General features: G+C 64.8%; 30 protein-coding genes. 16 read left to right on the forward strand and 14 right to left on the reverse strand.

All coding sequences use genetic code 11. The annotated features are described in order from the left end of the window. Positions 1–202: 202 nt before the first annotated feature. The 5 genes from FW760_RS06985 (at position 203) to FW760_RS07005 (ending at position 4,978) form a co-directional block, all read left to right on the forward strand. Positions 203–1,093: a LysR family transcriptional regulator gene (locus tag FW760_RS06985; RefSeq protein WP_054916676.1), complete on the forward strand. Its 891-nt coding sequence runs from the start codon at positions 203–205 to the stop codon at positions 1,091–1,093. 253 nt (positions 1,094–1,346) lie between these two features. Then, complete coding sequence (rpoZ, locus tag FW760_RS06990; protein ID WP_043861569.1) at positions 1,347–1,613, forward strand: DNA-directed RNA polymerase subunit omega; 267 nt, start codon at positions 1,347–1,349, stop codon at positions 1,611–1,613. A gap of 60 nt (positions 1,614–1,673) precedes the next feature. Continuing rightward, complete coding sequence (gene spoT, locus FW760_RS06995; protein ID WP_043861568.1) at positions 1,674–3,782, forward strand: bifunctional GTP diphosphokinase/guanosine-3',5'-bis pyrophosphate 3'-pyrophosphohydrolase; 2,109 nt, start codon at positions 1,674–1,676, stop codon at positions 3,780–3,782. Between the two features lie 23 nt (positions 3,783–3,805). Then, positions 3,806–4,186 carry a RidA family protein gene (locus FW760_RS07000; RefSeq protein WP_043861567.1) on the forward strand — a complete coding sequence of 127 codons (381 nt, stop codon included), beginning with the start codon at positions 3,806–3,808 and terminating at the stop codon, positions 4,184–4,186. Positions 4,187–4,243: 57 nt separating this feature from the next. Continuing rightward, positions 4,244–4,978, forward strand: coding sequence for a hypothetical protein (locus tag FW760_RS07005; RefSeq protein ID WP_043861566.1), 735 nt, complete (start codon positions 4,244–4,246; stop codon positions 4,976–4,978). A 12-nt stretch (positions 4,979–4,990) separates the two neighbouring features. Here FW760_RS07005 and FW760_RS07010 read toward each other — a convergent pair whose 3' ends face one another. Further along, the gene (locus tag FW760_RS07010; protein ID WP_043861565.1) at positions 4,991–5,848 is read right to left on the reverse strand and encodes an SDR family oxidoreductase; all 858 of its coding nucleotides are present in this window, start codon (positions 5,846–5,848) and stop codon (positions 4,991–4,993) included. A gap of 196 nt (positions 5,849–6,044) precedes the next feature. On the opposite strand from FW760_RS07010, the gene exbB reads away from it, so the two are divergent. From exbB to FW760_RS07040, 6 genes are all read left to right on the forward strand, one after another. After that, positions 6,045–7,034 carry a tonB-system energizer ExbB gene (gene exbB / locus FW760_RS07015; RefSeq protein WP_043861564.1) on the forward strand — a complete coding sequence of 330 codons (990 nt, stop codon included), beginning with the start codon at positions 6,045–6,047 and terminating at the stop codon, positions 7,032–7,034. Between the two features lie 3 nt (positions 7,035–7,037). Then, entirely contained in the window at positions 7,038–7,463 is a 426-nt protein-coding gene (gene exbD, locus FW760_RS07020) for a TonB system transport protein ExbD (RefSeq protein WP_043861563.1), read from the forward strand. Beyond that, the gene (locus FW760_RS07025) at positions 7,460–8,203 is read left to right on the forward strand and encodes an energy transducer TonB (RefSeq protein ID WP_043861562.1); all 744 of its coding nucleotides are present in this window, start codon (positions 7,460–7,462) and stop codon (positions 8,201–8,203) included. Before exbD ends, FW760_RS07025 begins: the two co-directional genes overlap by 4 nt. A 94-nt stretch (positions 8,204–8,297) precedes the next feature. After that, positions 8,298–9,218, forward strand: a complete 921-nt coding sequence (locus FW760_RS07030; protein WP_043861561.1) for a hydrogen peroxide-inducible genes activator — start codon at positions 8,298–8,300, stop codon at positions 9,216–9,218. 9 nt (positions 9,219–9,227) lie between these two features. Continuing rightward, entirely contained in the window at positions 9,228–11,303 is a 2,076-nt protein-coding gene (recG, locus tag FW760_RS07035; RefSeq protein ID WP_043861560.1) for an ATP-dependent DNA helicase RecG, read from the forward strand. 77 nt (positions 11,304–11,380) lie between these two features. Further along, on the forward strand, positions 11,381–12,781 hold the full coding sequence (locus FW760_RS07040; RefSeq protein WP_043861559.1) for an aminoacyl-tRNA deacylase and HDOD domain-containing protein: 1,401 nt from the start codon (positions 11,381–11,383) through the stop codon (positions 12,779–12,781). A 24-nt stretch (positions 12,782–12,805) separates the two neighbouring features. Here the strand turns inward: FW760_RS07040 and FW760_RS07045 are convergent, their stop codons facing one another. From FW760_RS07045 to FW760_RS07100, 12 genes are all read right to left on the reverse strand, one after another. Further along, a complete protein-coding gene (locus FW760_RS07045) occupies positions 12,806–13,183 on the reverse strand; it encodes a helicase (RefSeq protein WP_043861558.1) in 378 nt (125 codons plus the stop codon). Positions 13,184–13,293: 110 nt separating this feature from the next. After that, the gene (locus FW760_RS07050; protein ID WP_147303847.1) at positions 13,294–14,151 is read right to left on the reverse strand and encodes a hypothetical protein; all 858 of its coding nucleotides are present in this window, start codon (positions 14,149–14,151) and stop codon (positions 13,294–13,296) included. Continuing rightward, entirely contained in the window at positions 14,148–14,849 is a 702-nt protein-coding gene (locus FW760_RS07055) for a hypothetical protein (RefSeq protein WP_058541948.1), read from the reverse strand. Before FW760_RS07055 ends, FW760_RS07050 begins: the two co-directional genes overlap by 4 nt. Beyond that, positions 14,840–15,820, reverse strand: coding sequence for a sel1 repeat family protein (locus FW760_RS07060; RefSeq protein ID WP_147303848.1), 981 nt, complete (start codon positions 15,818–15,820; stop codon positions 14,840–14,842). Before FW760_RS07060 ends, FW760_RS07055 begins: the two co-directional genes overlap by 10 nt. After that, positions 15,817–16,368 (reverse strand): hypothetical protein, encoded by a 552-nt coding sequence (locus tag FW760_RS07065; protein WP_052504257.1) that lies wholly within the window; start codon positions 16,366–16,368, stop codon positions 15,817–15,819. Before FW760_RS07065 ends, FW760_RS07060 begins: the two co-directional genes overlap by 4 nt. After that, positions 16,365–16,721 carry a hypothetical protein gene (locus tag FW760_RS07070; RefSeq protein ID WP_446443710.1) on the reverse strand — a complete coding sequence of 119 codons (357 nt, stop codon included), beginning with the start codon at positions 16,719–16,721 and terminating at the stop codon, positions 16,365–16,367. The genes FW760_RS07065 and FW760_RS07070 overlap by 4 nt, the downstream gene beginning before the upstream one ends. Beyond that, positions 16,718–17,044, reverse strand: a complete 327-nt coding sequence (locus FW760_RS07075) for a hypothetical protein (protein WP_054916467.1) — start codon at positions 17,042–17,044, stop codon at positions 16,718–16,720. Before FW760_RS07075 ends, FW760_RS07070 begins: the two co-directional genes overlap by 4 nt. Next, positions 17,044–17,256: a hypothetical protein gene (locus tag FW760_RS07080; protein WP_043861554.1), complete on the reverse strand. Its 213-nt coding sequence runs from the start codon at positions 17,254–17,256 to the stop codon at positions 17,044–17,046. The genes FW760_RS07075 and FW760_RS07080 overlap by 1 nt, the downstream gene beginning before the upstream one ends. Next, the gene (locus FW760_RS07085) at positions 17,246–17,671 is read right to left on the reverse strand and encodes a hypothetical protein (RefSeq protein ID WP_054916466.1); all 426 of its coding nucleotides are present in this window, start codon (positions 17,669–17,671) and stop codon (positions 17,246–17,248) included. The genes FW760_RS07080 and FW760_RS07085 overlap by 11 nt, the downstream gene beginning before the upstream one ends. Before the next feature lie 272 nt (positions 17,672–17,943). Beyond that, a complete protein-coding gene (locus tag FW760_RS07090) occupies positions 17,944–18,219 on the reverse strand; it encodes an HU family DNA-binding protein (RefSeq protein WP_008366879.1) in 276 nt (91 codons plus the stop codon). Between the two features lie 186 nt (positions 18,220–18,405). Beyond that, positions 18,406–19,554 carry an NAD(P)/FAD-dependent oxidoreductase gene (locus FW760_RS07095; protein WP_054916465.1) on the reverse strand — a complete coding sequence of 383 codons (1,149 nt, stop codon included), beginning with the start codon at positions 19,552–19,554 and terminating at the stop codon, positions 18,406–18,408. 30 nt (positions 19,555–19,584) lie between these two features. Beyond that, complete coding sequence (locus tag FW760_RS07100) at positions 19,585–19,752, reverse strand: rubredoxin (RefSeq protein ID WP_007954349.1); 168 nt, start codon at positions 19,750–19,752, stop codon at positions 19,585–19,587. A gap of 168 nt (positions 19,753–19,920) precedes the next feature. Between FW760_RS07100 and FW760_RS07105 the strand changes: the two genes are divergently transcribed. Further along, positions 19,921–20,487, forward strand: coding sequence for a chorismate--pyruvate lyase family protein (locus FW760_RS07105; RefSeq protein WP_058541952.1), 567 nt, complete (start codon positions 19,921–19,923; stop codon positions 20,485–20,487). Then, the gene (gene ubiA / locus FW760_RS07110) at positions 20,487–21,377 is read left to right on the forward strand and encodes a 4-hydroxybenzoate octaprenyltransferase (protein ID WP_054916464.1); all 891 of its coding nucleotides are present in this window, start codon (positions 20,487–20,489) and stop codon (positions 21,375–21,377) included. Before FW760_RS07105 ends, ubiA begins: the two co-directional genes overlap by 1 nt. Positions 21,378–21,409: 32 nt before the next feature. Here the strand turns inward: ubiA and FW760_RS07115 are convergent, their stop codons facing one another. After that, on the reverse strand, positions 21,410–21,784 hold the full coding sequence (locus tag FW760_RS07115; RefSeq protein ID WP_043861550.1) for a COG4315 family predicted lipoprotein: 375 nt from the start codon (positions 21,782–21,784) through the stop codon (positions 21,410–21,412). A gap of 147 nt (positions 21,785–21,931) precedes the next feature. On the opposite strand from FW760_RS07115, the gene phoB reads away from it, so the two are divergent. The 3 genes from phoB to FW760_RS07130 all read left to right on the forward strand — a co-directional run bounded on the left by phoB (position 21,932) and on the right by FW760_RS07130 (position 25,493). Further along, on the forward strand, positions 21,932–22,621 hold the full coding sequence (phoB, locus tag FW760_RS07120; RefSeq protein WP_028942483.1) for a phosphate regulon transcriptional regulator PhoB: 690 nt from the start codon (positions 21,932–21,934) through the stop codon (positions 22,619–22,621). Between the two features lie 142 nt (positions 22,622–22,763). Beyond that, entirely contained in the window at positions 22,764–24,038 is a 1,275-nt protein-coding gene (phoR, locus tag FW760_RS07125; protein WP_446443719.1) for a phosphate regulon sensor histidine kinase PhoR, read from the forward strand. Between the two features lie 114 nt (positions 24,039–24,152). Continuing rightward, positions 24,153–25,493 (forward strand): hemolysin family protein, encoded by a 1,341-nt coding sequence (locus tag FW760_RS07130; protein ID WP_043861548.1) that lies wholly within the window; start codon positions 24,153–24,155, stop codon positions 25,491–25,493. Positions 25,494–25,498 lie beyond the last annotated feature (5 nt).

Below are 25,498 nucleotides of genomic sequence, written 5' to 3' on the forward strand. Positions count from 1 at the left end.
AGGTGTTACTGCGCTATCGGGAGCGGCGATGGTTTCATTTGTTCTTTTTAAGGTTCCCATCGTGGGGAATGCCGAACGCCGCGGCATTGCACGGTCGTTCCAGGTTCTGACAACGTCGCGGGTTGATTCACGACTGCCGCCTCACTATAGAATGGCCCCCACGCAACAGACATTGGCATTTAGGCAAGCAAAGAGTGCACCCATGCAATATCAGATCAGTCACGCCGACCTTTCCCTGGTGCTCGCGCTGGTACGCGGACGCTCCCTGGCCAAGGCTGCAGACCTGCTGCGGGTCGATGTGTCGACGGTGTTCCGCTCGATCCGGCGCATGGAGGCCGCACTGGGCACCGCGCTGTTCGTGAAGAGCCGCAAGGGCTACATCCCCACCGGCACCGCCCAGGCCCTGGCTGAGCAGGCCGAACGCGCCGAGCAGGCGCTGGATGCGGCGCGGGTGGCGCTGGAGCACGGCGAACAGGTGGTCAGCGGCACGGTGCGCCTGACCTGTACCGATGCGGTGCTGCACAGCCTGCTGCTGCCGGCCCTGGCCGACTTCATGCCGGCATACCCGGCCCTGTCACTGGAACTGGCGACGTCCAACACCTTCGCCAACCTCAGCCGGCGCGACGCCGACCTGGCGCTGCGCCTGACCAATTCGCCACCCGAGCACCTTGTGGGGCGCTGCCTGGGGGCGGCCTCGTATGTGGTGTGCGGGCGCGAGGAGTACCGCGAGCGGCTGGCCGAGGCCCCGGCCAGCGTGCCCTGGATTGCCCCCGACGACTCCATGCAGGACCACGCCACAGTGGTGTGGCGCAGCCAGCAGTTGCCGGGGGTGATGCCGCGCTATCGCTGCAGCGGAATCGCGGCGATTGCACAACTGGTGGCGGCCGGGCTGGGGGTGGCTGCCCTGCCCGACTACATGGCCGACACCTTGCCGGGGGTGGAACAGTTGAGCGGTGCCCTGCCCGGGTGCAACACCGAGCTGTGGCTGCTGACCCGCCCCGATTGCCGTGCGCTGCGTTCGGTGCAGACCCTGTTCGACGAATTGACCCCGCGTTTGCGCGGGATGCTGGGGCGCCAGGAGGGTCAGGCCTGACTTTCGGGCCCCTTCGCCGGCAAGGCCGGCTCCCACAAGGCAGGTGCGCAGTTCTGCAGGCGCCGACCTTGCCGGCCAAGCATTTGAATCCACCCCCACAAGACAGTTGTGCTAGAGCCTCACAACTGGTTATTGTCGGCTTACACAGGTCTCGACGTGAAATCAGCGCTTCCCTAAAGGCTGGTGATTTTTTAAACTATCGAGTCCGCTCGCCCATTCGGGCTGAACACCGCATTTGCTACTGAGGAAGACCATGGCCCGCGTAACCGTTGAAGATTGTCTAGAACACGTGGATAACCGCTTTGAGCTGGTCATGCTGTCTACCAAGCGTGCCCGCCAACTGGCCACCGGCGGCAAAGAGCCGAAAGTGGCGTGGGAAAACGACAAGCCGACCGTCGTCGCCCTGCGCGAAATCGCCGAAGGCATCTGCACCCCAGAATTCATGGCCGAACAGGACATCGTCCACGAAGACCCGGTCTTCGCTGCATTCGGTGAGGACGAGGCCAACGAGGCCGTCTAAGTCCATGCCTGGTCGACGTTGTACGGCGCAGGGCCCACTTTCTCGGCAGGAGCTAACATCGTGCCGAGCATAGACGCCCTCGCCGATCGCCTCTCGACCTACCTCGGCGCCGACCAGGTCAACCTGGTACGCCGGGCGTATTTCTACGCCGAACAAGCCCACGACGGCCAGCGCCGTCGCAGCGGCGAGCCATACGTCACGCACCCGCTGGCGGTGGCAAGCATTCTTGCCGACATGCACATGGACCATCAGAGCCTGATGGCCGCCATGCTGCATGACGTGATCGAAGACACCGGCATCGCCAAGGAAGCCCTCAGTTCCCAATTCGGCGAAACCGTCGCCGAACTGGTCGATGGCGTCAGCAAGCTGACCCAGATGAACTTCGAGACCAAGGCCGAAGCCCAGGCCGAAAACTTCCAGAAGATGGCCATGGCCATGGCCCGCGACATTCGCGTGATCCTGGTCAAGCTGGCCGACCGCCTGCACAACATGCGCACCCTGGAAGTGCTGTCGGGCGAAAAACGCCGGCGCATCGCCAAGGAAACCCTCGAGATCTACGCCCCCATCGCCAACCGCCTGGGCATGCACACCGTGCGCGTCGAGTTCGAGGACCTGGGCTTCAAGGCCATGTACCCGATGCGCTCGGCGCGTATCTACCAGGCAGTCAAGCGTGCCCGCGGCAACCGCAAGGAGCTGGTCAACAAGATCGAGGAATCGCTCAGCCACTGCCTGGCCGTGGACGGTATCGAAGGCGAGGTCAGCGGGCGGCAGAAGCACATCTACGGCATCTACAAGAAGATGCGCGGCAAGCGCCGCGCCTTCAACGAGATCATGGACGTGTACGCCTTCCGCATCGTGGTCGACAAGGTCGACACCTGCTATCGCGTGCTCGGCGCCGTGCACAACCTCTACAAGCCGCTGCCGGGGCGCTTCAAGGACTACATCGCGATCCCCAAGGCCAACGGCTACCAGTCGTTGCATACCACCCTGTTCGGCATGCACGGCGTGCCCATCGAGATCCAGATCCGCACCCGCGAGATGGAAGAGATGGCCAACAACGGCATCGCGGCGCACTGGCTGTACAAGTCCAGTGACGACGAGCAGCCCAAGGGCACCCATGCCCGGGCGCGCCAGTGGGTCAAGGGCGTGCTGGAAATGCAGCAGCGCGCGGGCAACTCGCTCGAATTCATCGAAAGCGTGAAGATCGACCTGTTCCCGGACGAGGTCTACGTGTTCACGCCCAAGGGCCGCATCATGGAGCTGCCAAAGGGCTCCACGGCGGTCGACTTTGCCTACGCGGTGCATACCGACGTCGGCAACAGCTGCATCGCGTGCCGCATCAACCGCCGCCTGGCACCACTGTCCGAACCGCTGCAGAGCGGCTCGACGGTCGAGATCGTCAGCGCCCCAGGCGCACGACCGAACCCGGCCTGGCTGAACTTCGTGGTCACCGGCAAGGCGCGCACCCATATTCGCCATGCCCTGAAGCTGCAGCGCCGCTCCGAATCGATCAACCTGGGCGAGCGCCTGCTCAACAAGGTGCTCAACGGTTTCGACAGCGCGCTGGACAAGATCCCCCAGGAGCGCATCCAGGCCATGCTGGCCGAGTATCGCCTCGAAGTGATCGAAGACCTGCTCGAAGACATCGGCCTGGGCAACCGCATGGCCTACGTAGTGGCGCGCCGCCTGCTCTCCAGCGAAGGCGAGCAGTTGCCCAACCCCGAGGGTCCGCTGGCCATTCGCGGCACCGAGGGCCTGGTGCTCAGCTACGCCAAGTGCTGCACGCCGATTCCGGGCGACCCGATCGTCGGGCACCTGTCGGCGGGCAAGGGCATGGTGGTGCACCTGGAGAACTGCCGCAACATCAGCGAAATTCGCCACAACCCGGAAAAATGCATCCAGCTGTCCTGGGCCAAGGATGTCACCGGCGAATTCAATGTCGAGCTGCGCGTCGAGCTGGAACACCAGCGCGGCCTGATTGCCCTGCTGGCCAGCAGCGTCAACGCCGCCGACGGCAACATCGAGAAGATCAGCATGGACGAACGTGATGGCCGCATCAGCGTGGTCCAGCTGGTGGTCAGCGTGCACGACCGTGTGCACCTGGCCCGCGTGATCAAGAAACTGCGTGCCCTGACCGGGGTGATTCGCATCACCCGCATGCGCACGTAGCCCTCCCCCTGCAAGGAGTCACCATGACCAAGACCGTCATCACCAGCGACAAGGCCCCAGCGGCCATCGGCACCTACTCCCAGGCGATCAAGGCCGGCAATACCGTATACATGTCGGGCCAGATCCCGCTGGACCCGAAAACCATGGAACTGGTCGAAGGCTTCGAAGCCCAGACCGTACAGGTGTTCGAAAACCTCAAAGCCGTGGCCGAAGCTGCCGGCGGCTCGTTCAAGGACATCGTCAAGCTGAACATCTTCCTGACCGACCTGAGCCACTTCGCCAAGGTCAACGAAGTCATGGGCCGCTACTTCGAACAGCCCTACCCTGCCCGCGCCGCCATCGGCGTCGCTGCGCTGCCACGCGGCTCGCAGGTTGAAATGGACGCAATCCTGGTCCTCGAGTAATACCTCGCGCGGCGGGCCGGCCGGCTCGCCGCCGCACTGTTCTGGAAGGACCCCGCCATGCGCCACGCGCTTGCCCTGGCTCTGGCCGCCGCACTGTTGAGCGGCTGCGCCAGCCACAAACCCGAAGACTACAACGGCATCTGGATCAACCAGCAGGCCATCGATGCTGCCGCCAAAGGCGTGAGCCTGCGCAAGGCGCTGCAGGACAGCGGCGGCAACCTGGAATGGAAGGTCAACGTCGCGGCCGAACAGGCCAGCTACACCAACGGTTTCGAGATCGTCGAAGGCCAGCTCAAGGCCGGCGAAAAACAACGGGACGTGGTATTCCCGGGCAATGAGATACAGACGCTGAGCCTGGATGGCGACGAACTGGTGCAGCACGCCACCCCGATGGCGCCGCAGCACAGCTTCCAGAAGGCCAGCTCTCCCGCCCCAATGGAAGCCCGCACCGGGACCACCTTCGAGCAGGCGCTGTACGGCGCCTACCTGAAGGGTGACTGGAAGGTGATCGAGGGCCCTGGTCAGGGCAATGTCGTGCGCTTCGGCGACACGGGCAGTGTCGAGGGCCTGCCCAATCTGGACCGCTACGCACTGTGCCTGGCCGGCGACTGCGCCAGCATGAGCGGCGAGTACGACAGCCTGTGGCTGGAGCGCAACCAGCAGGGCAACCCGTGGATCTTCAAGCGTGATGGCAAGACGCTGGAAATCCTGCGTGCCCTCAACAGCGCCCAGCCAGACGAGATGCCGCAGCTGTATCCCGGCGCCCGGCAATGGCTGCTCGAGCGCGACTGATCGGGTGAGCCCTCAGGGTTGCGCCGCCAGAATCGCCGCGTAGCCTTCCTTGTAGCTCGGGTACTGTGGCACCCAGCCCAGTGCCCGGGCACGCGCATTGCTGCAGCGCTTGCTGCCGGTGCGCCGCACACGCTGCTGCTCCGACCAATGCGTGACGCCCATGTACTCGCGCAACCAGGCCACCACGTCGGCCAATGGCGCCGGTGCATCGTCCACCCCGATGTAGCAGTCCTCCAGCGCACGCCCCGCCGCATCGGCCTTGAGCAGGAAGGCCAGCAGCCCTGCCGCGTCCTCGGCATGGATGCGGTTGCCGTACAGCGGCGGCTCTTCGGTCACCCGATACCCCTGGCGCACCTGGCTGAGCAGCCATTCGCGGCCCGGCCCGTAGATACCGGTCAGGCGCACGATGCTGGCCGGGATGCCGCTGGCCAGTGCCAGCTGTTCGGCCTGGAGCATGACCTGCCCCGAGTAACCTGACGGCAAGGTGGCGGCGGTTTCATCGATCCACTCGCCGTCCTGCTGGGCGAACACACTGCTGCTGGACACGAACAGCAGGCGCTGCGGTCGCTGGCCACGCTCGGCCAGCCAGCCCAGTACATGCTTGAGGCCCTGTACATAAGCCGCCTGATAGCCCGCCTCGTCATGCTGGCTGGCGGCCACGCAGTACACCAGGTAGTCGGGTGCGACCAAAGGCCAATCGGTCGGGCACTGCGGGTTTTCCAGGTCTGCCGCGATGCCGGCAACCCCCGCGGGCAAGGCCGCCACATTTCTGCGCAAACCGCTTACCGACCAGCCAAGGCCCAGCAATTGCTGGGCCAGACGGCCACCCACATCGCCGCAACCGACGATCAGAACTGAAGGCGAAGACATCCGCACACTCCGTCAGACAAAGCCACAGCCTATCTGTGGAAATCGATAGGCGGCTAGTTAATATGCAAAAAAAGATACTGTGTATCTTCTGTTAACAAGAATTACTTGCAATAATGGCCGCCCAAATTTTGTTCTCGGCCCGACTCGAGGCCTGGAAGGACAACCACCCATTTCTTCTTCATCAGGTCCGGCCAGCATGACACGTATTCAACCTTCCGCTTCGCCAACCCTGTCGCGCGCCTGGCGCGCCATTGCCGCGCTGATGTTCAGCCTGGTACTGGCCCCCGCCGCCATGGCCGATGAGCCCGCCGCACAGAACGCCACACCGGCCGCCGCCGTTGCCCCTGCCGATGCTACCCCGGCCGCACCTGCTGCCCCGGGCGCCGAGCCTGCGGATGCCGCCGCCGCGCCGGGCGCTGCCCCTGTCGAAGGCCAGGCCGACGACGCCACCCAAGCGCTGGTCGAAGACACCAGCCTGGGCATGGCCCACGACCTGTCGCCATGGGGCATGTACCAGAACGCCGACATCGTGGTGAAGATCGTGATGATCGGCCTGGCCATCGCCTCGCTGATCACCTGGACCATCTGGATTGCCAAGGGCTTCGAACTGATGGGCGCCAAGCGCCGCCTGCGTTCTGAAATCGCCCTGCTGAAGAAGGCCACCAGCATCAAAGACGCCAGCGAAACCGCCGACAAGCCCGGCACCCTGGCACACCTGCTGGTGCACGATGCCCTCGAGGAAATGCACCTGTCGGCCAATGCCCGTGAAAAAGAAGGTATCAAGGAGCGCGTGAGCTTCCGCCTCGAGCGCCTGGTCGCGGCCAGCGGTCGCAACATGAGCAGCGGTACAGGCGTGCTTGCCACCATCGGCTCCACCGCTCCGTTCGTCGGTCTGTTCGGTACCGTGTGGGGCATCATGAACAGCTTCATCGGCATCGCCAAGACCCAGACCACCAACCTCGCGGTGGTTGCACCCGGTATCGCCGAGGCCCTGCTGGCCACCGCCCTGGGCCTGGTTGCCGCGATCCCCGCAGTGGTCATCTACAACGTCTTCGCCCGTTCCATCGCCGGTTACAAGGCACAGGTTTCCGACGCTTCGGCGCACGTGCTGCTGCTGGTCAGCCGCGACCTGGACCACCAGCCAGGCGAGCGTTCCGCTGCGCCACACATGGTGAAAGTGGGGTAAACCATGGGCCTGCATCTTAACGAGGGCGGCGACGATCTCGCCGAGAACCACGAAATCAACGTCACGCCGTTCATCGACGTGATGCTGGTACTGCTGATCATCTTCATGGTGGCGGCGCCCCTGGCCACGGTCGACATCAAGGTCGACCTGCCGGCCTCGACCGCCAAGCCCGTGCCCAGGCCGGAGAAGCCGGTGTTCCTCAGCGTCAAGGCCGACCAGAACCTGTACGTCGGCGACGATCAGGTGCAACGCGACCAGCTGGGCGCGGTACTGGACGCCAAGACCAAGGGCGACAAGGACACCACCATCTTCTTCCAGGCTGACAAGGGCGTCGATTACGGCGACCTGATGGAAGTCATGAACACCCTGCGCGCAGCCGGCTACTTGAAGGTCGGCCTGGTGGGACTTGAGACGGCAGCCAAGAAATGACCAATACGCGGCATAAACTGGCGCGCTACGGCGTCAGCCTGGCGATTGTGCTGGCCGTGCATGCCGTTGCCGTGGTGCTGATGCTCAACTGGTCGGTGCCCCAGGCAATCGAACTGCCGCCTGCGGCGATGATGATCGAGATGGCGCCGATGCCCGAGCCGGCCCCACCACCGCCACCGAAGGTCGTGGCCCCGCCACAGCCGCCGACGCCGGTCGAGGAGCCACCACTGCCCAAGGTGGCAGAAGCGCCCAAACCGAAAATCGCGATACCCAAGCCACCGCCCAAGCCCAAGGCCAAGCCCCAGCCTCCGAAACCGGAGAAAAAACCGGAGCCGCCGCAGGACAAGCCGGTCGACCAGGAAACCGTGGATTCCCCGCCAAGCAACGCTCCGGCGCAGAAATCCGCAGCACCGGCGCCAAGCATCGCCGCCAACAGCAATGCCCTGCCTACCTGGCAGAGCGACCTGTTGCGTCACCTTGGCAAGTACAAGCGCTACCCGGAAGACGCGCGTCGGCGGGGCCTGCAGGGCATCAACCGGCTGCGCTTCGTGGTCGACGCCGAAGGCAAGATCCTGTCGTACTCGCTGGCCGGTGGTTCAGGCAGCGCGGCACTGGACCGGGCAACCCTGGAAATGATCCGCAAGGCTCAACCCGTGCCCAAGCCGCCTCAGGAACTGCTCAACAACGGCAGTATCGAAGTGGTCGCGCCGTTCGTGTACTCGCTGGACAAGAAACGCTGAGTTGTTTGTTTCTGTCACACGCACGCAAGTCTGATAACGTGCGTCTATCGATTGCAGCCGCTATGCTGGGCTCGCAACTTCATGGACGCACGTTATGACCCTCACAGAATTGCGCTACATCGTCACCCTCGCTCAGGAACAGCACTTCGGCCACGCGGCCGAGCGTTGCCACGTCAGCCAGCCGACCCTGTCGGTGGGCGTGAAGAAGCTGGAGGACGAGCTGGGCGTGCTGATCTTCGAGCGCAGCAAGAGCGCGGTGCGCCTGACCCCGGTCGGCGAAGGCATCGTGGCCCAGGCGCAGAAGGTACTGGAGCAGGCCCAGGGCATCCGTGAACTGGCCCAGGCCGGCAAGAACCAGCTGACCGCGCCGCTCAAGGTCGGGGCCATCTATACCGTCGGCCCGTACCTGTTCCCGCACCTGATTCCGCAACTGCACCGGGTTGCCCCGCAGATGCCGTTGTACATCGAAGAAAACTTCACCCATATCCTGCGTGACAAGCTGCGCAACGGCGAGCTGGACGCGGTGATCATCGCCCTGCCGTTCAATGAAGCCGACGTGCTGACGCTGCCGCTGTACGACGAGCCGTTCTACGTGCTGATGCCCAGCGAGCATCCCTGGACAAAGAAAGAGACCATCGACGCCAGCCTGCTCAACGACAAGAGCCTGCTGTTGCTCGGCGAAGGCCACTGCTTCCGCGACCAGGTGCTGGAGGCCTGCCCGACCCTGACCAAGGGCAACGACGGCGCCAAGCACACCACGGTGGAGTCCAGCTCGCTGGAAACCATCCGCCACATGGTCGCCTCGGGGCTGGGCGTGTCGATCCTGCCGCTGTCGGCCGTGCACAGCCATCACTACGCGCCGGGCATCATCGAAGTCCGCCCATTGAGCCCGCCGGCACCGTTTCGCACCGTGGCGATCGCCTGGCGCGCGAGCTTCCCGCGGCCCAAGGCCATCGAGATTCTGGCCGACTCGATCCGCCTGTGTTCGGTGGCCAAGCCACCCGCCGCACCTTAGGGCCCGAGCATGACCGAGTTGTCGAAGGTGTCGGTCACGGCACTGAAGGGCGTTGGCGAAGCCTTGGCCGAGAAGCTGGCCAAGGTTGGCCTGGAGAACATCCAGGACGTGTTGTTCCACCTGCCCCTGCGCTATCAGGACCGCACCCGCGTGGTGCCGATCGGCGCCCTGCGCCCGGGCCAGGATGCAGTGATCGAAGGCGTGGTCAGTGGCACCGACGTGACCATGGGCAGGCGCCGCAGCCTGCTGGTGCGCCTGGGCGATGGCACAGGTTCGCTGAGCCTGCGCTTCTACCACTTCAGCAACGCCCAGAAAGAAGCGCTCAAGCGCGGCACCCACCTGCGCTGCTACGGTGAAGCGCGCCCCGGCGCCTCGGGCCTGGAGATCTACCACCCCGAGTACCGCGCCCTGACCGGCGACGAGCCGCCCCCGGTCGATACCACCCTGACCCCGATCTACCCGACCACCGAAGGCCTCACCCAGCAGCGCCTGCGCCAGCTGTGCCAGCAGAGCCTGGGCCTGCTCGGCCCGCGCAGCCTGCCCGACTGGCTGCCGCTGGAACTGGCACGCGACTACCAGCTGGCACCGTTGGCCGATGCTATCCGCTACCTGCACCACCCGCCGGCCGATGCCGATGTCGAAGAGCTTGCCGTGGGCCACCACTGGGCCCAGCACCGCCTGGCCTTCGAAGAGCTGCTGACCCACCAGCTGTCGCAGCAGCGCCTGCGCGAGAGCCTGCGCGCCCAGCGGGCCCCGGTGTTGCCCAGGGCGAGCAGGCTGGCGGCCCAATACCTGGCCAACCTGGGCTTCGCTCCAACCGGCGCACAGCAGCGCGTGGGCAACGAGATCGCCTACGATCTCAGCCAGCCCGAGCCGATGCTGCGCCTGGTGCAGGGCGATGTGGGTGCCGGCAAGACAGTGGTCGCCGCGCTCGCAGCCCTGCAGGCACTGGAAGCCGGCTACCAGGTGGCGCTGATGGCCCCCACCGAGATTCTTGCCGAGCAGCACTTCGTCACCTTCAAGCGCTGGCTCGAACCGCTGGGCATCGAAGTCGCCTGGCTGGCCGGCAAGCTCAAGGGCAAGGCGCGCACTGCCGCGCTGGAGCAGATCGCCGCCGGCGCGCCAATGGTGGTGGGTACCCATGCGCTGTTCCAGGAAGAGGTGAAGTTTCACAACCTGGCCCTGGCGATCATCGACGAACAGCACCGCTTTGGCGTACAGCAGCGCCTGGCCCTGCGCCAGAAAGGCGTGGGCGGCCAGTTGTGCCCTCACCAGCTGATCATGACTGCCACGCCGATCCCGCGCACCCTGGCCATGAGCGCCTATGCCGACCTCGACACCTCGGTGCTCGACGAGCTCCCGCCGGGGCGTACCCCGGTCAACACTGTACTGGTGGCCGACAGCCGCCGCATCGAAGTGGTCGAGCGCGTGCGCGCCGCCTGTGCCGAAGGGCGCCAGGCCTATTGGGTATGCACCCTGATCGAAGAATCCGAAGAGCTGACCTGCCAGGCCGCCGAAACCACCTTCGAAGAGCTCACCAGTGCCCTGGGCGAGTTGCGCGTGGGGCTAATCCACGGGCGCATGAAGCCGGCCGAGAAGGCTGCGGTGATGGCCGAGTTCAAGCAGGGCAACCTGCAACTGCTGGTGGCCACCACCGTGATCGAGGTGGGCGTGGACGTACCCAACGCCAGCCTGATGATCATCGAGAACCCCGAACGCCTTGGTCTTGCCCAGCTGCACCAGTTGCGCGGGCGAGTCGGACGCGGCAGTGCCGCCAGCCATTGCGTACTGTTGTATCATCCGCCCCTGTCGCAGATCGGGCGTGAACGCCTGGGGATCATGCGCGAAACCAATGACGGCTTTGTCATTGCGGAGAAAGACCTGCAACTGCGTGGCCCGGGCGAAATGCTCGGGACCCGCCAGACCGGCCTGTTGCAGTTCAAGGTCGCCGACCTGATGCGCGACGCCGACCTGCTGCCGGCGGTGCGCGATGCTGCACAGGCCCTGCTGGCACGCTGGCCGGACCACGTCAGCCCGTTGCTCGACCGCTGGTTACGCCACGGGCAGCAATATGGCCAGGTGTGACGTACCTCCCATGTCGACGCGGGCCGCCCCCATCGAGCCGGCTATACTGGCCGCTGAAAAAATACTGGATACAGACCATGACTGAAGTTGCCCTGGATACCGCAACCCCCCACACACCGTCTGTTATCCGGTTGCTGCTCGACAAGCTCGGCATCGCCTACCGCGAGGTCATTGACCACCCGCAGCTGGCGCCCGAGGCCAAGGTCCAGGCCGTGCTGCTCGACGACGCGGTCGGTGCGCTGATGGTGCTGTTCCCGCAGAACCAGCTGCTGGACCTCAGCCACCTGACCGAGCTGACCGGCCGCAAGCTCACCGCCGTGCCGCTCGAGCGGCTCGAACTGATGCTCAAGAAGCACGGCCTGACGATCCTGCCCGCCATTCCGGCGCTGACCAGCTCACCGTGCCTGTACGAGGAGCGCCTGCTCAAGCAGCCGGCCCTGCTGATTCATTCCGGAACCCCCGGCCTGCTGCTGGAAATCCACAGCGAGCACTTCAGGAAGATGCTGGCCAAGGCCAGTGCCGGGCATTTCGGTGTAATGCTCAGCGAGATCCGCCCCAACCTCGACCGTCCGGCCGATGACAGCAAGGAGATCACCGAGGCGGTGCAGGCATTTACCGCACGACGCATCCAGCAGCGCCTGGAATCGACCATCGAGATCCCGCCGCTGGCCGAGACCGCACAGAAGATCATCAAGCTGCGGGTCGACCCCAACGCCACCATCGACGACATCACCGGTGTGGTCGAGACCGATCCGGCGCTGGCCGCGCAGGTGGTCAGCTGGGCCGCCTCGCCCTACTACGCCTCCCCCGGCAAGATCCGCTCGGTGGAAGACGCCATCGTGCGGGTGCTGGGCTTCGACCTGGTGATCAACCTGGCGCTGGGCCTGGCCCTGGGCAAGACCCTGAGCCTGCCCAAGGATCACCCGCAGCAGACCACCCCCTACTGGCAGCAATCGATCTACACCGCCGCCGTGATCGAGGGCCTGACCCGCGCCATGCCCCGCGCCGAGCGTCCTGAGTCGGGCCTGACCTACCTGGCCGGGCTGCTGCACAACTTCGGCTACCTGCTGCTGGCGCATGTGTTCCCGCCGCATTTCTCGCTGATCTGCCGCCACCTGGAGGTCAACCCGCATCTGTGCCACAGCTATGTCGAGCAGCACCTGCTGGGCATCAGCCGCGAGCAGATCGGTGCCTGGCTGATGCGCTTCTGGGACATGCCCGAAGAGCTGGCCACCGCCCTGCGCTTTCAGCACGACCCGCATTACGCGGGCGACCATGCCGCCTTCCCCAACCTGGTGTGCGTGGCGGTACGCCTGCTGCGCGCGCGCGGCATCGGCTCGGGGCCGGACGACCGCATCCCCGACGCGTTGCTGGAGCGCCTGAACATCAGCCGCGAGAAGGCCGAGGACGTGGTGCACAAGGTGCTTGAAGCCGAATCGCTGCTGCGTGAACTGGCGTCACAGTTCACCCCGCACTGACAACCTGAAGCCTGGGCGCTGCGCTCAGGCTTTCTTCTTGCGCGGCATCAGGTACTTCATCAGGCCCTGGAACCAGATCACCAGGGCCGGGTTGCCCTTGATCTGGATCGACTTGTCCTGAATCCCCTGCATGAACGCCAGCTGCTTGTTCTTGGCCTGCAGCGTGGCGAAGCCGTAGGCGGCATCCTTGAAGGCAATGGCGAACGCAGGCTCGGCATGGGTGCCACCCTTGCTGCGGATGCGCTGGTTGCTGACGATGAAGTGCCGGGCGACCTTGCCGTCGAGGGTCTGCAACTGGAACACCAGGTCCTTGTCCTTCAGTTGCTGCTGGAACGCCGGGTTGTTGCGGCTGGCCCGGGCCATCAGCAAACCCATGGCCCAGAGCAGAAAACGAAACTTCATATGCGCCCCTAGGCGAAAAGTGACTGAGGGGCGCAGTTTAGCTTTTTTGCGACCAAAGGCTACAGCCGACTTCGCTTTGTTGAAGGCGACTGTATGTCAGGGTGTGCGGCCTACCGGTTGGGGTCGGCAGCCGGTACCGCATCCAGGCGCAGTTGCACCCGTGACGGAATCTTCTGCGCCGCGCCGGCCTCCAGCATCTGCTGGCGATAGCGCGCGTAGTAAGGGCCGGCTTCGCGCGAGTTGCCGTAGCCCCAGAGAATGTCGGCAATGTTCAGCTGCAGCGCCCGACGCCCCTGGGCAAAGGGCTCGATGGCGCGATAGATGCGCAGCATCAGGTTGGGGTTCCAGTCGTCGCCGATCAGGTAGCCCATGTCGTTGTAGCCGGGCACGTTGTCCTGGGGCGCATGGCAGGCCATGTAGGAATCCAGGCCCATGTACACCTCTTCGGCCAGTACGGCGTGACGCGCGGGTATCTCGCGGTTCTCGCTGCTGTGCAGCAGGCCTGCGACCTTGGCCGGCTTGATGGTTTCCAGCTTGGTAGCCCAGGGCAGCTTGTTCTCCGGCTGCCAGGCGCCGTTCTGCCAACGGCCCACGCAGTACTGAGCCAGCCGCGTGGCCATCACACAACCGGTGTCCATCGCCACCATGTCGCAGCGCAGCGTGGGGGGCGTGAACTGCCGCCCCGACTGGCGCAGGCGGTAGAGCATCACGAAGCGCCCGTCAGGCGACACTGCCGAAGCGTCGCCATCGATCGCATCCCGCGCAAACTCGTGCGGGTACAAGGTGAAGCTCTTGCCATTGGCGCCTTGCCACTGCACCGCATGCCAGCCGTTCTCCTCGGCGCTCCATTTGGAGAACGAAAGCTTCGCCCCGCCTGCGCCCTCGATGGTTTTTTCGGCAGGTACTGCGGCATGGGCAGTGCCTGCCAGTGACAACGCCAAGGCAACGGCGTGAGGGGTACGCTTCATTTCGAACCCTTGAAGATGAGGTTGAGAAAGTGGCGGTGCAGCTGCGCATTCGCGCCGATGGCCACCAGGGTCACACTGGCAGACAGTGTGCTGTAGAACAGCGCCCGCAGCGGATGCTCGGGCCACAGGTAGAAGCCGATGATCGCCGCCATGAACACCGTGGCCTGTACCTTGCCCCACACCCGTGGCAGCAGGGCGATCAGCAGGTTCATGCCGACGAAGAACCAGAACACCATGTACATCGCTATGCCAACGGCTACACCGCGCGACGTCAGCCCGCCGGCGTACTGCTTGTACCAGCTCACCAGCGTGCCGTTGAGCGCCACGTAGGCCACCACCGCAAACAGGTGCACCACTATCGGCAGCACCCAGCGCAGCAACTGGCGATGGGTGACCGGGCTGTCGCCACGCCAGTGTTCGGGCAGTGGCGCCAGCCCGGGCGACGGAGGCTGGTGGTCGATGTGCGCCAGATACTCTGCCCAGCCACGCGGTGCGTTGTGGCGCAGCAGGTAGGCCTGCTGGCGGGCCTTGCCCAGGCGCAACCAGAACGGCCACCAGCAGTAACGCCAGTAGTGTTCGAAATCGCCCTGCAGGCTGCCCAGCCCCTGCGGGTCGAGCTCGGGAAAGCTGACCCAGGGCGCGGGCGGGCTCAGCGTCGGGTCTTGCAGGCATTCGCGCCAGTTGTGGGCTACAGGCATGGCTGGTCCTTGTCGGCGCGGGCGCCGCGTTTGATCATCTCCTGGGCATTGAAGTCCGCCCAGTCTGCACCGTGCGCCACCGCCTCGGTGTAGCAGGCCAGCGAGCGTGCCGGTTGAGCGGGCACGATTTCACCGCGCGCATACACGCTGCCCAGCTCGTTGAAGGCATTGCCCGAGCCCATCGCGGCGGACTGACGCAAGGCGTCGAGGGCCTTCTGCGGGTGTTTGCAGGTGTTGTCGTCGGGGCGGTACTGGCCCTCGTCGCAATAGAAGCTCGCCAGCATCAGTGCCCCTTCAGGGACAGTGGCCGACGACAGGCGCAGCAACTGCTCCAGGCGCTGGTTGCTCAGGCGCGGCGCCATGCCCGACAGGCTGATTGCCGCAGCGCTGTAGGCAGCGTAGGCAGAGCCCTGGTCCACGGCATCGAGGTAGCTGTTGAGCGCAGCGATGAACAGCTGCTTGTCGATGGGCTTGATTTCACCCTGGCCCAGTTGCTCGTAGGCATCGCCGCGCAGCAGCGCACGCACGCCGGGGGCGGCATCATCGCGGGTTTTCACGCTCTTGAGCGCGTCGCTCGGCGACCAGTCCTCGACCCGCGCCAGCGCCCAGCAGTCGGCCTGCTCGAAGATGAATGCCTGCAACACCTCGCCGCGCTGGTCGCGAAGGTAAACCCGGTCGGGCAGCGCGATTTCACGGATCAGACCGTTGGCCGCCACCCGCTCCGACGACAGCTGCGAAAGATCAGGACGCAGGGCTGGCTCGAGCTTGCGTACCACCGGTTGCGGCCCCTCGGGCCCGGCCTGGAGGCGCTGCTCGACCAGGGTATGGGCGGTAAAGTCGGCCTGCAGCTGCGCATCCTCGGCAAACGCCTTGAAAAACATCGCGAAGTCGCGGCTGGGGCAAACCGGCGCGGCCTGCGCCAGCGCACTTGCCAGCAGGCCGGCCAGCAGCATCGGGATACTCGACTTCATGGCTGATACACCGGAGGCGGGTTGATGTAGTACTCGGTTTGCGTGCAGGGGTAGTCGCTGACCCACACCAGCCACAGCCACAGGTCCCAGAAGTAGCGCACCAGGTGCTCGGGTTTGCGGCAGCGGGCCTGTTCTTCGGCCACGGTGTAGTCGGTATTGGCGATGAAGCTGTTGAGCCAGTGCGGCTCCCATTGCGGCATGGCGATGTCGAAATGGCGGTCGCGCTTGTTGAAATTGATCCAGTAGATGCCCACTTCGGCTTCATCCTCGAAGTCGCGCATGTCCAGCGACTGCAGGTCGTACAGCGGCGTGCGCCAGACCTCACCCGGGCGCTCGCGATCGGTCACGCGCATGTAGCCCATGCCGCCGAAAGGTATCAGCCAACTGCGCGCCGGCACGTTCTGGAAACGGTAGCGCCCCGACTCGCTGACGAACGAGGTCTGTCCGGGTGCCTCGATCAGCGCGTGAATCTGATAGCCCACCCACGCCAGCACGCCCAGCACCACCAGCCAGCGCCACAGTTGCTGCTTTACGGTCGGGCTGCTCATTTACGCCTCAGCCAGTGCGAGATCAGCACCGCCGACAGGCTGAGGCCGCCCGCCAGGCAACTGAAGAAGTACGCCCGCACCGGGTGCTCGGGCAACAGCCACCAGAGGATCAACACGATTTGCGCGGCCACCAGCCAGTACTTGAGCTTCCAGTTGGTCAACAGGGGCAGCACCACATTGAGCGGCACGAACACCCACATCACCAGGAACACAATGCTGCCGGAGGACACGCCACGGGGGGTAAAGCCGCCGTAGTGGCCCTTGTACCAGTCCACGGCAATATCGTTGAGCACCCCGTAGAGCACGATGGCCAGAGCATGCAGGGCGACATTGATCAGCAGTTGTCGCTTCATTTGGGCAGCGTTCCTTGCAGCGCATTGCACCAGCTGCGCACATCGTCACGGTCGAACGCCGGGCAGTGATTGTCCTTGGCGATATAGCGATAGGGGTGAGCGGGCTCATGGGTGAAGTGGTAGTAGTAACGGTCGTCCTCGCCGTACAGCCAGTAGTTCGATGAGCCCTGGGACACCTGATACGGCTCGAAACTCAGCAGCGACGATTCGGCGGGGATGAAGTTGTCGCGGTCCATCAGCAGCATCAGCAGGTTGCCGAACAGCGGCGTGCCCACCCCCAGCGCCAGCACGGCCACCAGTATCACCCCGATTACTGCCTTCATCACGGTACCTGGGTATTCATGCAGTAGGTGCCCACACCGTGCAGCAGCACCACCGCCAACAGGCAGCCAAACGTCAGCAGCCTAACCCAGCGCGTGTTGCGTTGGCGCTCGCCGAGGTTCAGCAGCAAGGCGAACAGGCACAGGATGGCCAGGCTGCCGAACAGGTTGCTGTCGGCGAGACCTGCCAGGTAATTCTTCAGCTCAAGATCCATTGCACAGGCGCCTTTGCGCCGCCAGCAGCAGCGCGGTCAGGGTGACGAAAAAATAGCCGGCGCCCAGCAGGTAGGGCACAAAGACCACCCACATCAGCATCAGGCCCAACCCGGCGATACGGCCGGTGAGCAGGTAGACCAGGCCATACAGCACCCAGGGCAGTGCGTAGAAAGGGACGCACCACAACGGCGCCCACCACAGGTGCCGAGGCGCCAGGTGCAGGCGGCGGCTGGCCCACAGCGCGAACAGGGGGTAGCCAAGCAGGCCGAAGCCCAGCAGGTAGATTTGCAGGAACGGCTCGAAACCGGTCACGCGCAGGCCGTACTGGTAGACATCCAGACACAGCAGCGAAACCAGGCATACCCAGGGTAACCAGACGTAGAAGCGATAGGGGGGCGCACAGCTCACAGGCATGAGCCGAACGATTCGATGAATGATGAGTTGCCCATGCCGCTCCCTCCCTGGAACACCGCCGCGCGGGTGTGGGCGGCGGCGTATGCTAGTCACAAGCACGGGGCACGGCAATAGCGCACTGCGCGGTGGGTTCCTCGCCGGCAACGCCGGCTCCTGCAGACGGCGGTTATCTGCTGCAGGCGCCGGCATTGCCGGCGAAGAGCCGCCACACAAACAAGAACGGGCACCTTGTAGGGGTGCCCGCTCTTCAATGCAATCAGTAGCCCACGGCCTTACGGATTGACGCTGTCCTTTAGGAACTTGCCTGGCTTGAACGCCACGGTGTTGCTGGCCTTGATCTTCACCGGCTCGCCCGTCTGAGGGTTCTTGCCGGTGCGCGCGCCACGGTGGCGCTGCAGGAACGTGCCGAAGCCTACCAGGGTGACGCTGTCTTTCTTGTGCAGCGCGTTGGTGATTTCTTCCAGTACGGCATTGAGCACGCGGTTGGCCTGCTCCTTGGTAAGGTCGGCTTTCTCGGCAATGGCTGCGGCGAGTTCTGGTTTACGCATGGTGAAGCCCCTCTGACGGATTTTTTGTTGTTATGCCGTGCTGCCTTGCAGGCAGCGCCTAAGGCACCGCAGGCTCTAAACTGCGGCAGACGGGTGTGAGAATGGCACGCCGCCAGTGGCCGCGCCAGTCTCTGGGCGGCCATTGTTCAGGCAATGGCAGGGTATATCCGACAGAACGACAGCTATTTATGCCAGCAACGGCGGAAGTTGACGGTTCAGCGCCAGCTTTTCCATCACTGCCGTACCGGTCAATACATAGCCCAGCAGTTGGCCATCGGCATCCCGGCAGAGCACCTTGATGTCGCTGCCCTGCCCTTCGACCTGCCACTGGCCTTCGCGGGCGCGTGGCGGCGGTGAAACGACCAGCGGGCATACCGGGGTCTTCACCGTGATGGGCATAGGCCCGTAGCTGACCACCGTCGGATTGCCCGCCAGGGTCTGCGCCAGCGCGCGCGCGCAGGCCATCAGCGGCATCACGTACAGCAGGTTGATGCCGTCGACCTCGGCACAGTCGCCCAGGGCATGGATATTGGCGTGCGAGGTGCGCAGGTGGCGGTCGACCACCACCCCGCGATTGACCTGCAGGCCAGCGGCGGCAGCCAGGTCGATGCGGGGGCGCAGGCCGATGGCCGATACCACCAGGTCGCAGACGATCACACTGCCATCGGACAGATGCGCTTGCAGGGCATCGGCCGAACGTTCCAGGCGGGTCAGCACCGGGCCCAGGTGAAAGCGCACACCAAGCCCTTGCAGCCCAGCCTGCACCGCAGCCGCGGCGGCCGGGTGCAGCAGGGTCGGCATGACCTGCTCGCAGGGGGCGACGATGTCGATCTCGAAGCCACCCAGGTGCATGTCGTTGGCGAACTCGCAGCCGATCAGCCCGGCCCCCAGAATCAGTACCCGGCGCTTGCCGGCCGCCGCGGCGCGAAAGCGCGCGTAGTCTTCGAGGTCGTTGATCGGGAAGATCGCATCGGCTGCGTCGCCCTGCACCGGCACCTGGATGGTCTGCGCGCCCAGCGCCAGCACCAGGTCGCGGTACGGCACCTGCTCCTCGCCGATCCACAGGCGCTTGTGGCCCGGATCGATGCCGCTGATGCGCGTATGGGTACGCACCTGGGCCTTGAGCTGCTCGGCCATGGCCCCCGGCTCGGCCATGCTCAGGCCGTCGGCGTCCTTGTCCTTGGCAAAGCCGGTGGACAGCATCGGCTTGGAATACGAGCGACCATCATCGGCGCTGATCAGCAGCAACGGCGTCTCGCCGTCGAGCTTGCGAAATTCGCGGGCGAGGTTGTAGCCCGCCAGCCCCGTACCGACAATCACCACCGGATCGCTCATGCCTTCATCCCTTCCCTGTATAAAAAATGATCAGTTGATTTCGATCATCTCGAAATCCATCTTGCCCACGCCGCAGTCCGGGCACAGCCAGTCTTCCGGCACGTCCTGCCACAAGGTGCCCGGCGCAATGCCGTCATCCGGCCAGCCATCGGCCTCGTTGTAGATAAGCCCGCATACCACGCATTGCCACTTCTTCATGATCGCTCTCCCTCAAGTAATCCAGACGCACATCGGTTGTGATCATTACAGTCTTGGCGCTGCATGGATCGTCAGGGGGCTTTGTACTGAGGCTGGTGGCGCGATGCAAGCGCAACCGGCAAACATGCTAAGCTCGGCGCCTCACTGGCTTGTAACCGCATACCTACCGTGCCGTACGAAACCTCGCAAGTGCCCGCGCCACACTGGCTGCAGCAGCAAACGCCGCTGGCCGCAAGCGCCGACCCCCTTACCGCCGACTGGCTGTTCGACCAGGGCTCGTTGACCCGCCGCCTGACCCGATTATCCGCCGATCACTTCAGCGTGACCCCCCTGTACGAGGGCTGGCAGCCGCTGCGCGCCGACGAGTGCACCAGCCTCGGCCTGGCCCCGGGCAGCGAAGGCTGGGTGCGCGAGGTGTACCTGCGCGGGCATGGCCAGCCGTGGGTGTACGCACGCAGTGTGGCCGCGCGCAGCGCCCTGCGGCAGGGCGGCCTGGACATGGAAGCGCTGGGCAGCCGTTCGCTGGGCGAGTTGCTGTTCTGCAGCCCCGGGTTTGCCCGCCAGGCCATCGAGGTGTGCCACTACCCTGCCGCCTGGTTGCCCCGCGAGCAGCGCCATGACGGCCTGTGGGCACGCCGTTCGCGGTTCGACCAGGGTGAACTGAGCATCCTGGTGGCCGAGATCTTCCTGCCCGCCCTGTGGCAGGCCACCGACACCCGCCTGGAGGACCGCTGATGTACCTGAGCCTGCTCAAGTCGCTCAATCGCCTGCACCCCCGGGCCTGGGACTTCATCCAGCTCAGCCGCATGGACAAGCCGATCGGCATCTACCTGCTGCTGTGGCCCACCCTCACGGCGGTATGGATCGCGGCCAAGGGCACGCCCACCGTGGCCAACGTGCTGATCTTCCTGTTCGGCGTGGTGCTGATGCGCGCCGCGGGCTGCGCGATCAACGATTTTGCCGACCGCAAGGTCGACGGTCACGTCAAGCGCACCGCCGAACGCCCGCTGGCGGCCGGACGCATCAGCGGGCGCGAGGCGCTGGTCCTGTTCGCGACCCTGGTGGGGCTGAGTTTCGTGCTGGTGCTGTGCACCAATGCGCAGACGGTATGGCTGTCGTTCGGCGCCGTGGCGCTGGCAGCCTGCTACCCGTTCATGAAGCGCTACACCTATTACCCGCAGGTGGTGCTGGGCGCAGCCTATTCCTGGGGCATCCCCATGGCCTTCACCGCCGCCACCGGCGAGCTGCCGGCCATCGCCTGGCTGCTGTACATCGCCAACCTGCTGTGGACCGTGGGCTACGACACCTACTACGCGATGGTCGACCGCGACGACGACCTGAAGATCGGGGTCAAGTCCACTGCGATCCTGTTCGGCGAAGCCGATCGCGCCATCATCCTGACCTTGCAGCTGCTGTCGCTGGGCTGCCTGCTGATGGCCGGCAACCGCTTCGAGCTGGGTGGCTGGTTCCACCTGGGGCTGGTAGGCGCGGCGCTGTGCTTCGCCTGGGAATACTGGTCGACCCGCAGCCTGGATCGCGACGCCTGCTTCAAGGCCTTCCTGCACAACCACTGGGCCGGGCTGCTGGTGTTCATCGGCGTGGTACTGGACTACGCCCTGCGCTAGCCGCCCCCGGGGGCGGCCGCGCAAGGCCGGCCTCATGGCTTGGCGGCGTGCCAGACGTCCTTCATGCCGTCGCCGGTCATGTCACCGCCCTTCTTGTCCTTGACGAAGGTGTACAGCGGCTTGCCATCGTAGGCCCACTGCATCGAGCCGTCTTCGCGCTTGATCTGCGTCCACTTGCCCTCGGCGGCGTCGCCCGCCATGGCCTTGAGGGGCGGCCAGTTCTTGGCGCAGTCGTCATTGCACATGGATTTGCCGCCGGCATCCTTGTCGAAGGTGTACAGCGTCATGCCGGCAGAATCGACCAGCACGCCGTTCTTCTCCATCCCCGGCGCGGCCGCTGCCACCCCCGGCAGGGCCAGTGCTGCAACAGCAAAGAGAGCCATCCAGTTCAGCGTATGTCGTGTCATTGGATTCACCGTTTTTGGTGATGGGTGGGAGCTAAAGCCTAGCTCAGCCAAGGAATGTTGCCGCCAGGCCACACGACCTGTCACACGACTGCAATAATTCCGTTATCTAATGCGGGCCAAGACACCTTAATGGGAAGAGGTTTGAGCATGGTTGGCAGGAACATTCTGATCGTTGACGACGAGGCGCCGATTCGCGAGATGATCGCCGTTGCATTGGAAATGGCCGGCTACGACTGCCTGGAGGCGGAAAACTCGCAGCAGGCCCATGCCATCATCGTCGACCGCAAGCCCGACCTGATCCTGCTCGACTGGATGCTGCCGGGCACTTCGGGCATCGAACTGGCGCGGCGCCTCAAGCGCGACGAGCTGACCGGCGACATCCCGATCATCATGCTCACCGCCAAGGGTGAGGAAGACAACAAGATCCAGGGCCTGGAAGTCGGCGCCGACGACTACATCACCAAGCCGTTCTCCCCGCGCGAACTGGTGGCCCGCCTCAAGGCCGTGCTGCGCCGTGCCGGCCCCAGTGATGGCGAGGCCCCGATCGAGGTCGGCGGCCTGCTGCTCGACCCGATCAGCCACCGCGTGACCATCGACGGCAAGCCTGCCGAGATGGGCCCTACCGAATACCGCCTGCTGCAGTTCTTCATGACCCACCAGGAGCGCGCCTACACCCGTGGCCAACTGCTCGACCAGGTATGGGGCGGCAATGTGTACGTGGAGGAGCGCACCGTCGACGTGCATATCCGCCGTCTGCGCAAGGCGCTGGGTGAAGCCTACGAAAATCTGGTACAAACCGTGCGCGGCACGGGATACCGGTTCTCAACCAAGAGTTGAGAACACGGCAAGCTACAAGCCTCAAGTAAGAGCAAAAGCAAACGCAGATCCGCTTCAATCTTGCAGCTTGCCGCTTGCAGCTTGCAGCGGGTCCTAAGGACCCACCGTGAACCAAAACTGGCATGGCACCCTGATTCGCCACATGCTGCTGCTGACCACCGTCTGCCTGCTGGCCGGGCTGATCAGCGGCCATTACGGCTGGAGCCTGGCCCTGGGCCTTGGCGTGTATCTGGGCTGGACCCTCAAGCAGCTGCTACGCCTGCACGACTGGCTGCGCCAGCACAAACCCGACGAGGCCCCGCCCGACGGCTATGGCCTGTGGGGCGAGGTGTTCGACAGCATCTACCACCTGCAACGCCGCGACCAACGCGTGCGCGGGCGCCTGCAGGCAGTGATCGACCGCGTGCAGGAGTCCACCGCCGCCCTCAAGGACGCGGTGATCATGCTCGACAGCGACGGCAACCTGGAGTGGTGGAACCGCGCCGCCGAGACCCTGCTGGGGCTCAAGACCCCACAGGACAGCGGCCAGCCGGTCACCAACCTGGTGCGCCACCCACGCTTCAAGGAGTACTTCGAACAGGAGAACTACCTCGAACCGCTGGAAATCCCCTCGCCCATCAGCGACCGCCTGCGCATCCAGCTGCACATCACCCGCTACGGCAACAACGAACACCTGATGCTGGTGCGCGACGTGACCCGCATCCACCAGCTCGAACAGATGCGCAAGGACTTCGTCGCCAACGTCTCCCACGAGCTGCGCACACCACTGACGGTGATTGCCGGGTACCTGGAGACCCTGCTCGACAACGTCGAGGAGGTGAGCCCGCGCTGGGTGCGGGCCCTGACCCAGATGCAGCAGCAGGGCGTGCGCATGCAGACACTGCTCAACGACCTGTTGCTGCTGGCCAAGCTGGAGGCCACCGACTACCCCTCCGACAACCAGCCGGTGGCCATCGACAGCCTGCTGCAGTCGATCAAGGGCGATGCCCAGGCCCTGTCCGGCCAGCGCAACCAGCGCATCACCCTGGACGCCGAGCCGGGCGTGCGCCTCAAGGGCAGCGAGGCGGAACTGCGCAGCGCGTTCTCCAACCTGGTGTTCAACGCCGTCAAGTACACCCAGGATGAAGGCCAGATCCGCATCCGCTGGTGGGCCGACGCCCAGGGCGCGCACCTGAGCGTGCAGGACTCGGGCATCGGCATCGACCCCAAGCACCTGCCACGCCTGACCGAGCGCTTCTACCGCGTCGACTCCAGCCGCAACTCCACCACCGGCGGCACCGGCCTTGGCCTGGCGATCGTCAAGCACGTACTGCTGCGCCACCGCGGCCGGCTGGAGATCAGCAGCGTACCGGGCCACGGCAGTACCTTTACCTGCCATTTCGCCCCCGTTCAGGTGGCAACCCGCACCGTTTCCTGAGCGACCGCCCTTTAAATTTGCGCAGTCAGCCGCTACATTGGCTGACTCGCGCCAGTACCTGCTGGCATTGCCACACTCCCTTATTTCAGAAGACGGACCCCGTAAAACTCCATCATGGACCCTTCCCCTGGTATCACCCTCGCTTCACTGTTCGCCGATTTCGGCATGATTCTTTTTGCTCTGCTGCTGGTTCTGCTCAACGGATTCTTCGTTGCGGCCGAGTTCGCCATGGTCAAGCTGCGCTCGACCCGGGTCGAGGCGATTGCCGGCAAGAACGGCTGGCGCGGGCATATCCTGCGTACCGTACACAGCCAGCTGGACGCCTACCTGTCGGCCTGCCAGCTGGGCATCACACTGGCCTCGCTGGGCCTGGGCTGGGTCGGCGAGCCGGCCTTCGCGCACCTGCTCGAGCCGCTGCTGGCGGCGGTGGGCGTGCAATCGCCCGAAGTCATCAAGGGCGTATCGTTCTTCAGCGCCTTCTTCGTGATCTCCTACCTGCACATCGTGGTCGGCGAGCTGGCGCCCAAGTCCTGGGCCATTCGCAAGCCCGAACTGCTGTCGCTGTGGACGGCGGTGCCGCTGTACCTGTTCTACTGGATGATGTACCCGGCCATCTACCTGCTCAACGCCAGTGCCAACGCCATCCTGCGCATCGCCGGCCAGGGCGAGCCCGGCCCGCACCACGAGCACCATTACAGCCGCGAGGAACTCAAGCTGATCCTGCACTCCAGCCGGGGCCAGGACCCCAGCGACCAGGGCATGCGCGTACTGGCCTCGGCGGTGGAGATGGGCGAACTGGAAGTGGTCGACTGGGCCAATTCCCGTGAAGACATGGTCAGCCTCGACGCCCATGCGCCGCTCAAGGAGATCCTCGCGATGTTCCGCCGGCACAAGTTCAGCCGCTACCCGGTGCTCGACGCCGAAAGCGGCGAATTCGTCGGCCTGCTGCACATCAAGGACCTGCTGCTGGAACTGGCCGCGCTGGACCACCTGCCCGAGTCGTTCAACCTGGCCGAGCTGACCCGCCCGCTGGAGCGCGTATCGCGCCACATGCCGCTGTCGCAGCTGCTGGAGCAGTTCCGCAAGGGCGGCGCGCACTTTGCCCTGGTCGAAGAGGCCGATGGCAAGGTGATCGGCTACCTGACCATGGAAGACGTGCTCGAAGTGCTGGTGGGCGACATCCAGGACGAACACCGCAAGACCGAGCGCGGCATCCTCGCCTACCAGCCCGGCAAGCTGCTGGTGCGCGGCGACACCCCGCTGTTCAAGGTCGAGCGCCTGCTGGGCGTGGACCTGGACCATATCGAGGCCGAAACCCTTGCTGGCCTGGTCTACGAGACGCTCAAGCGCGTACCGGAAGAAGAAGAGGTGCTGGAGGTCGACGGCCTGCGCATCATCATCAAGAAAATGAAAGGGCCCAAGATCGTGCTGGCCAAGGTGCTCAAGCTCGATTGACGCGC

Source organism: Pseudomonas sp. 1176_21 (assembly GCF_052850635.1).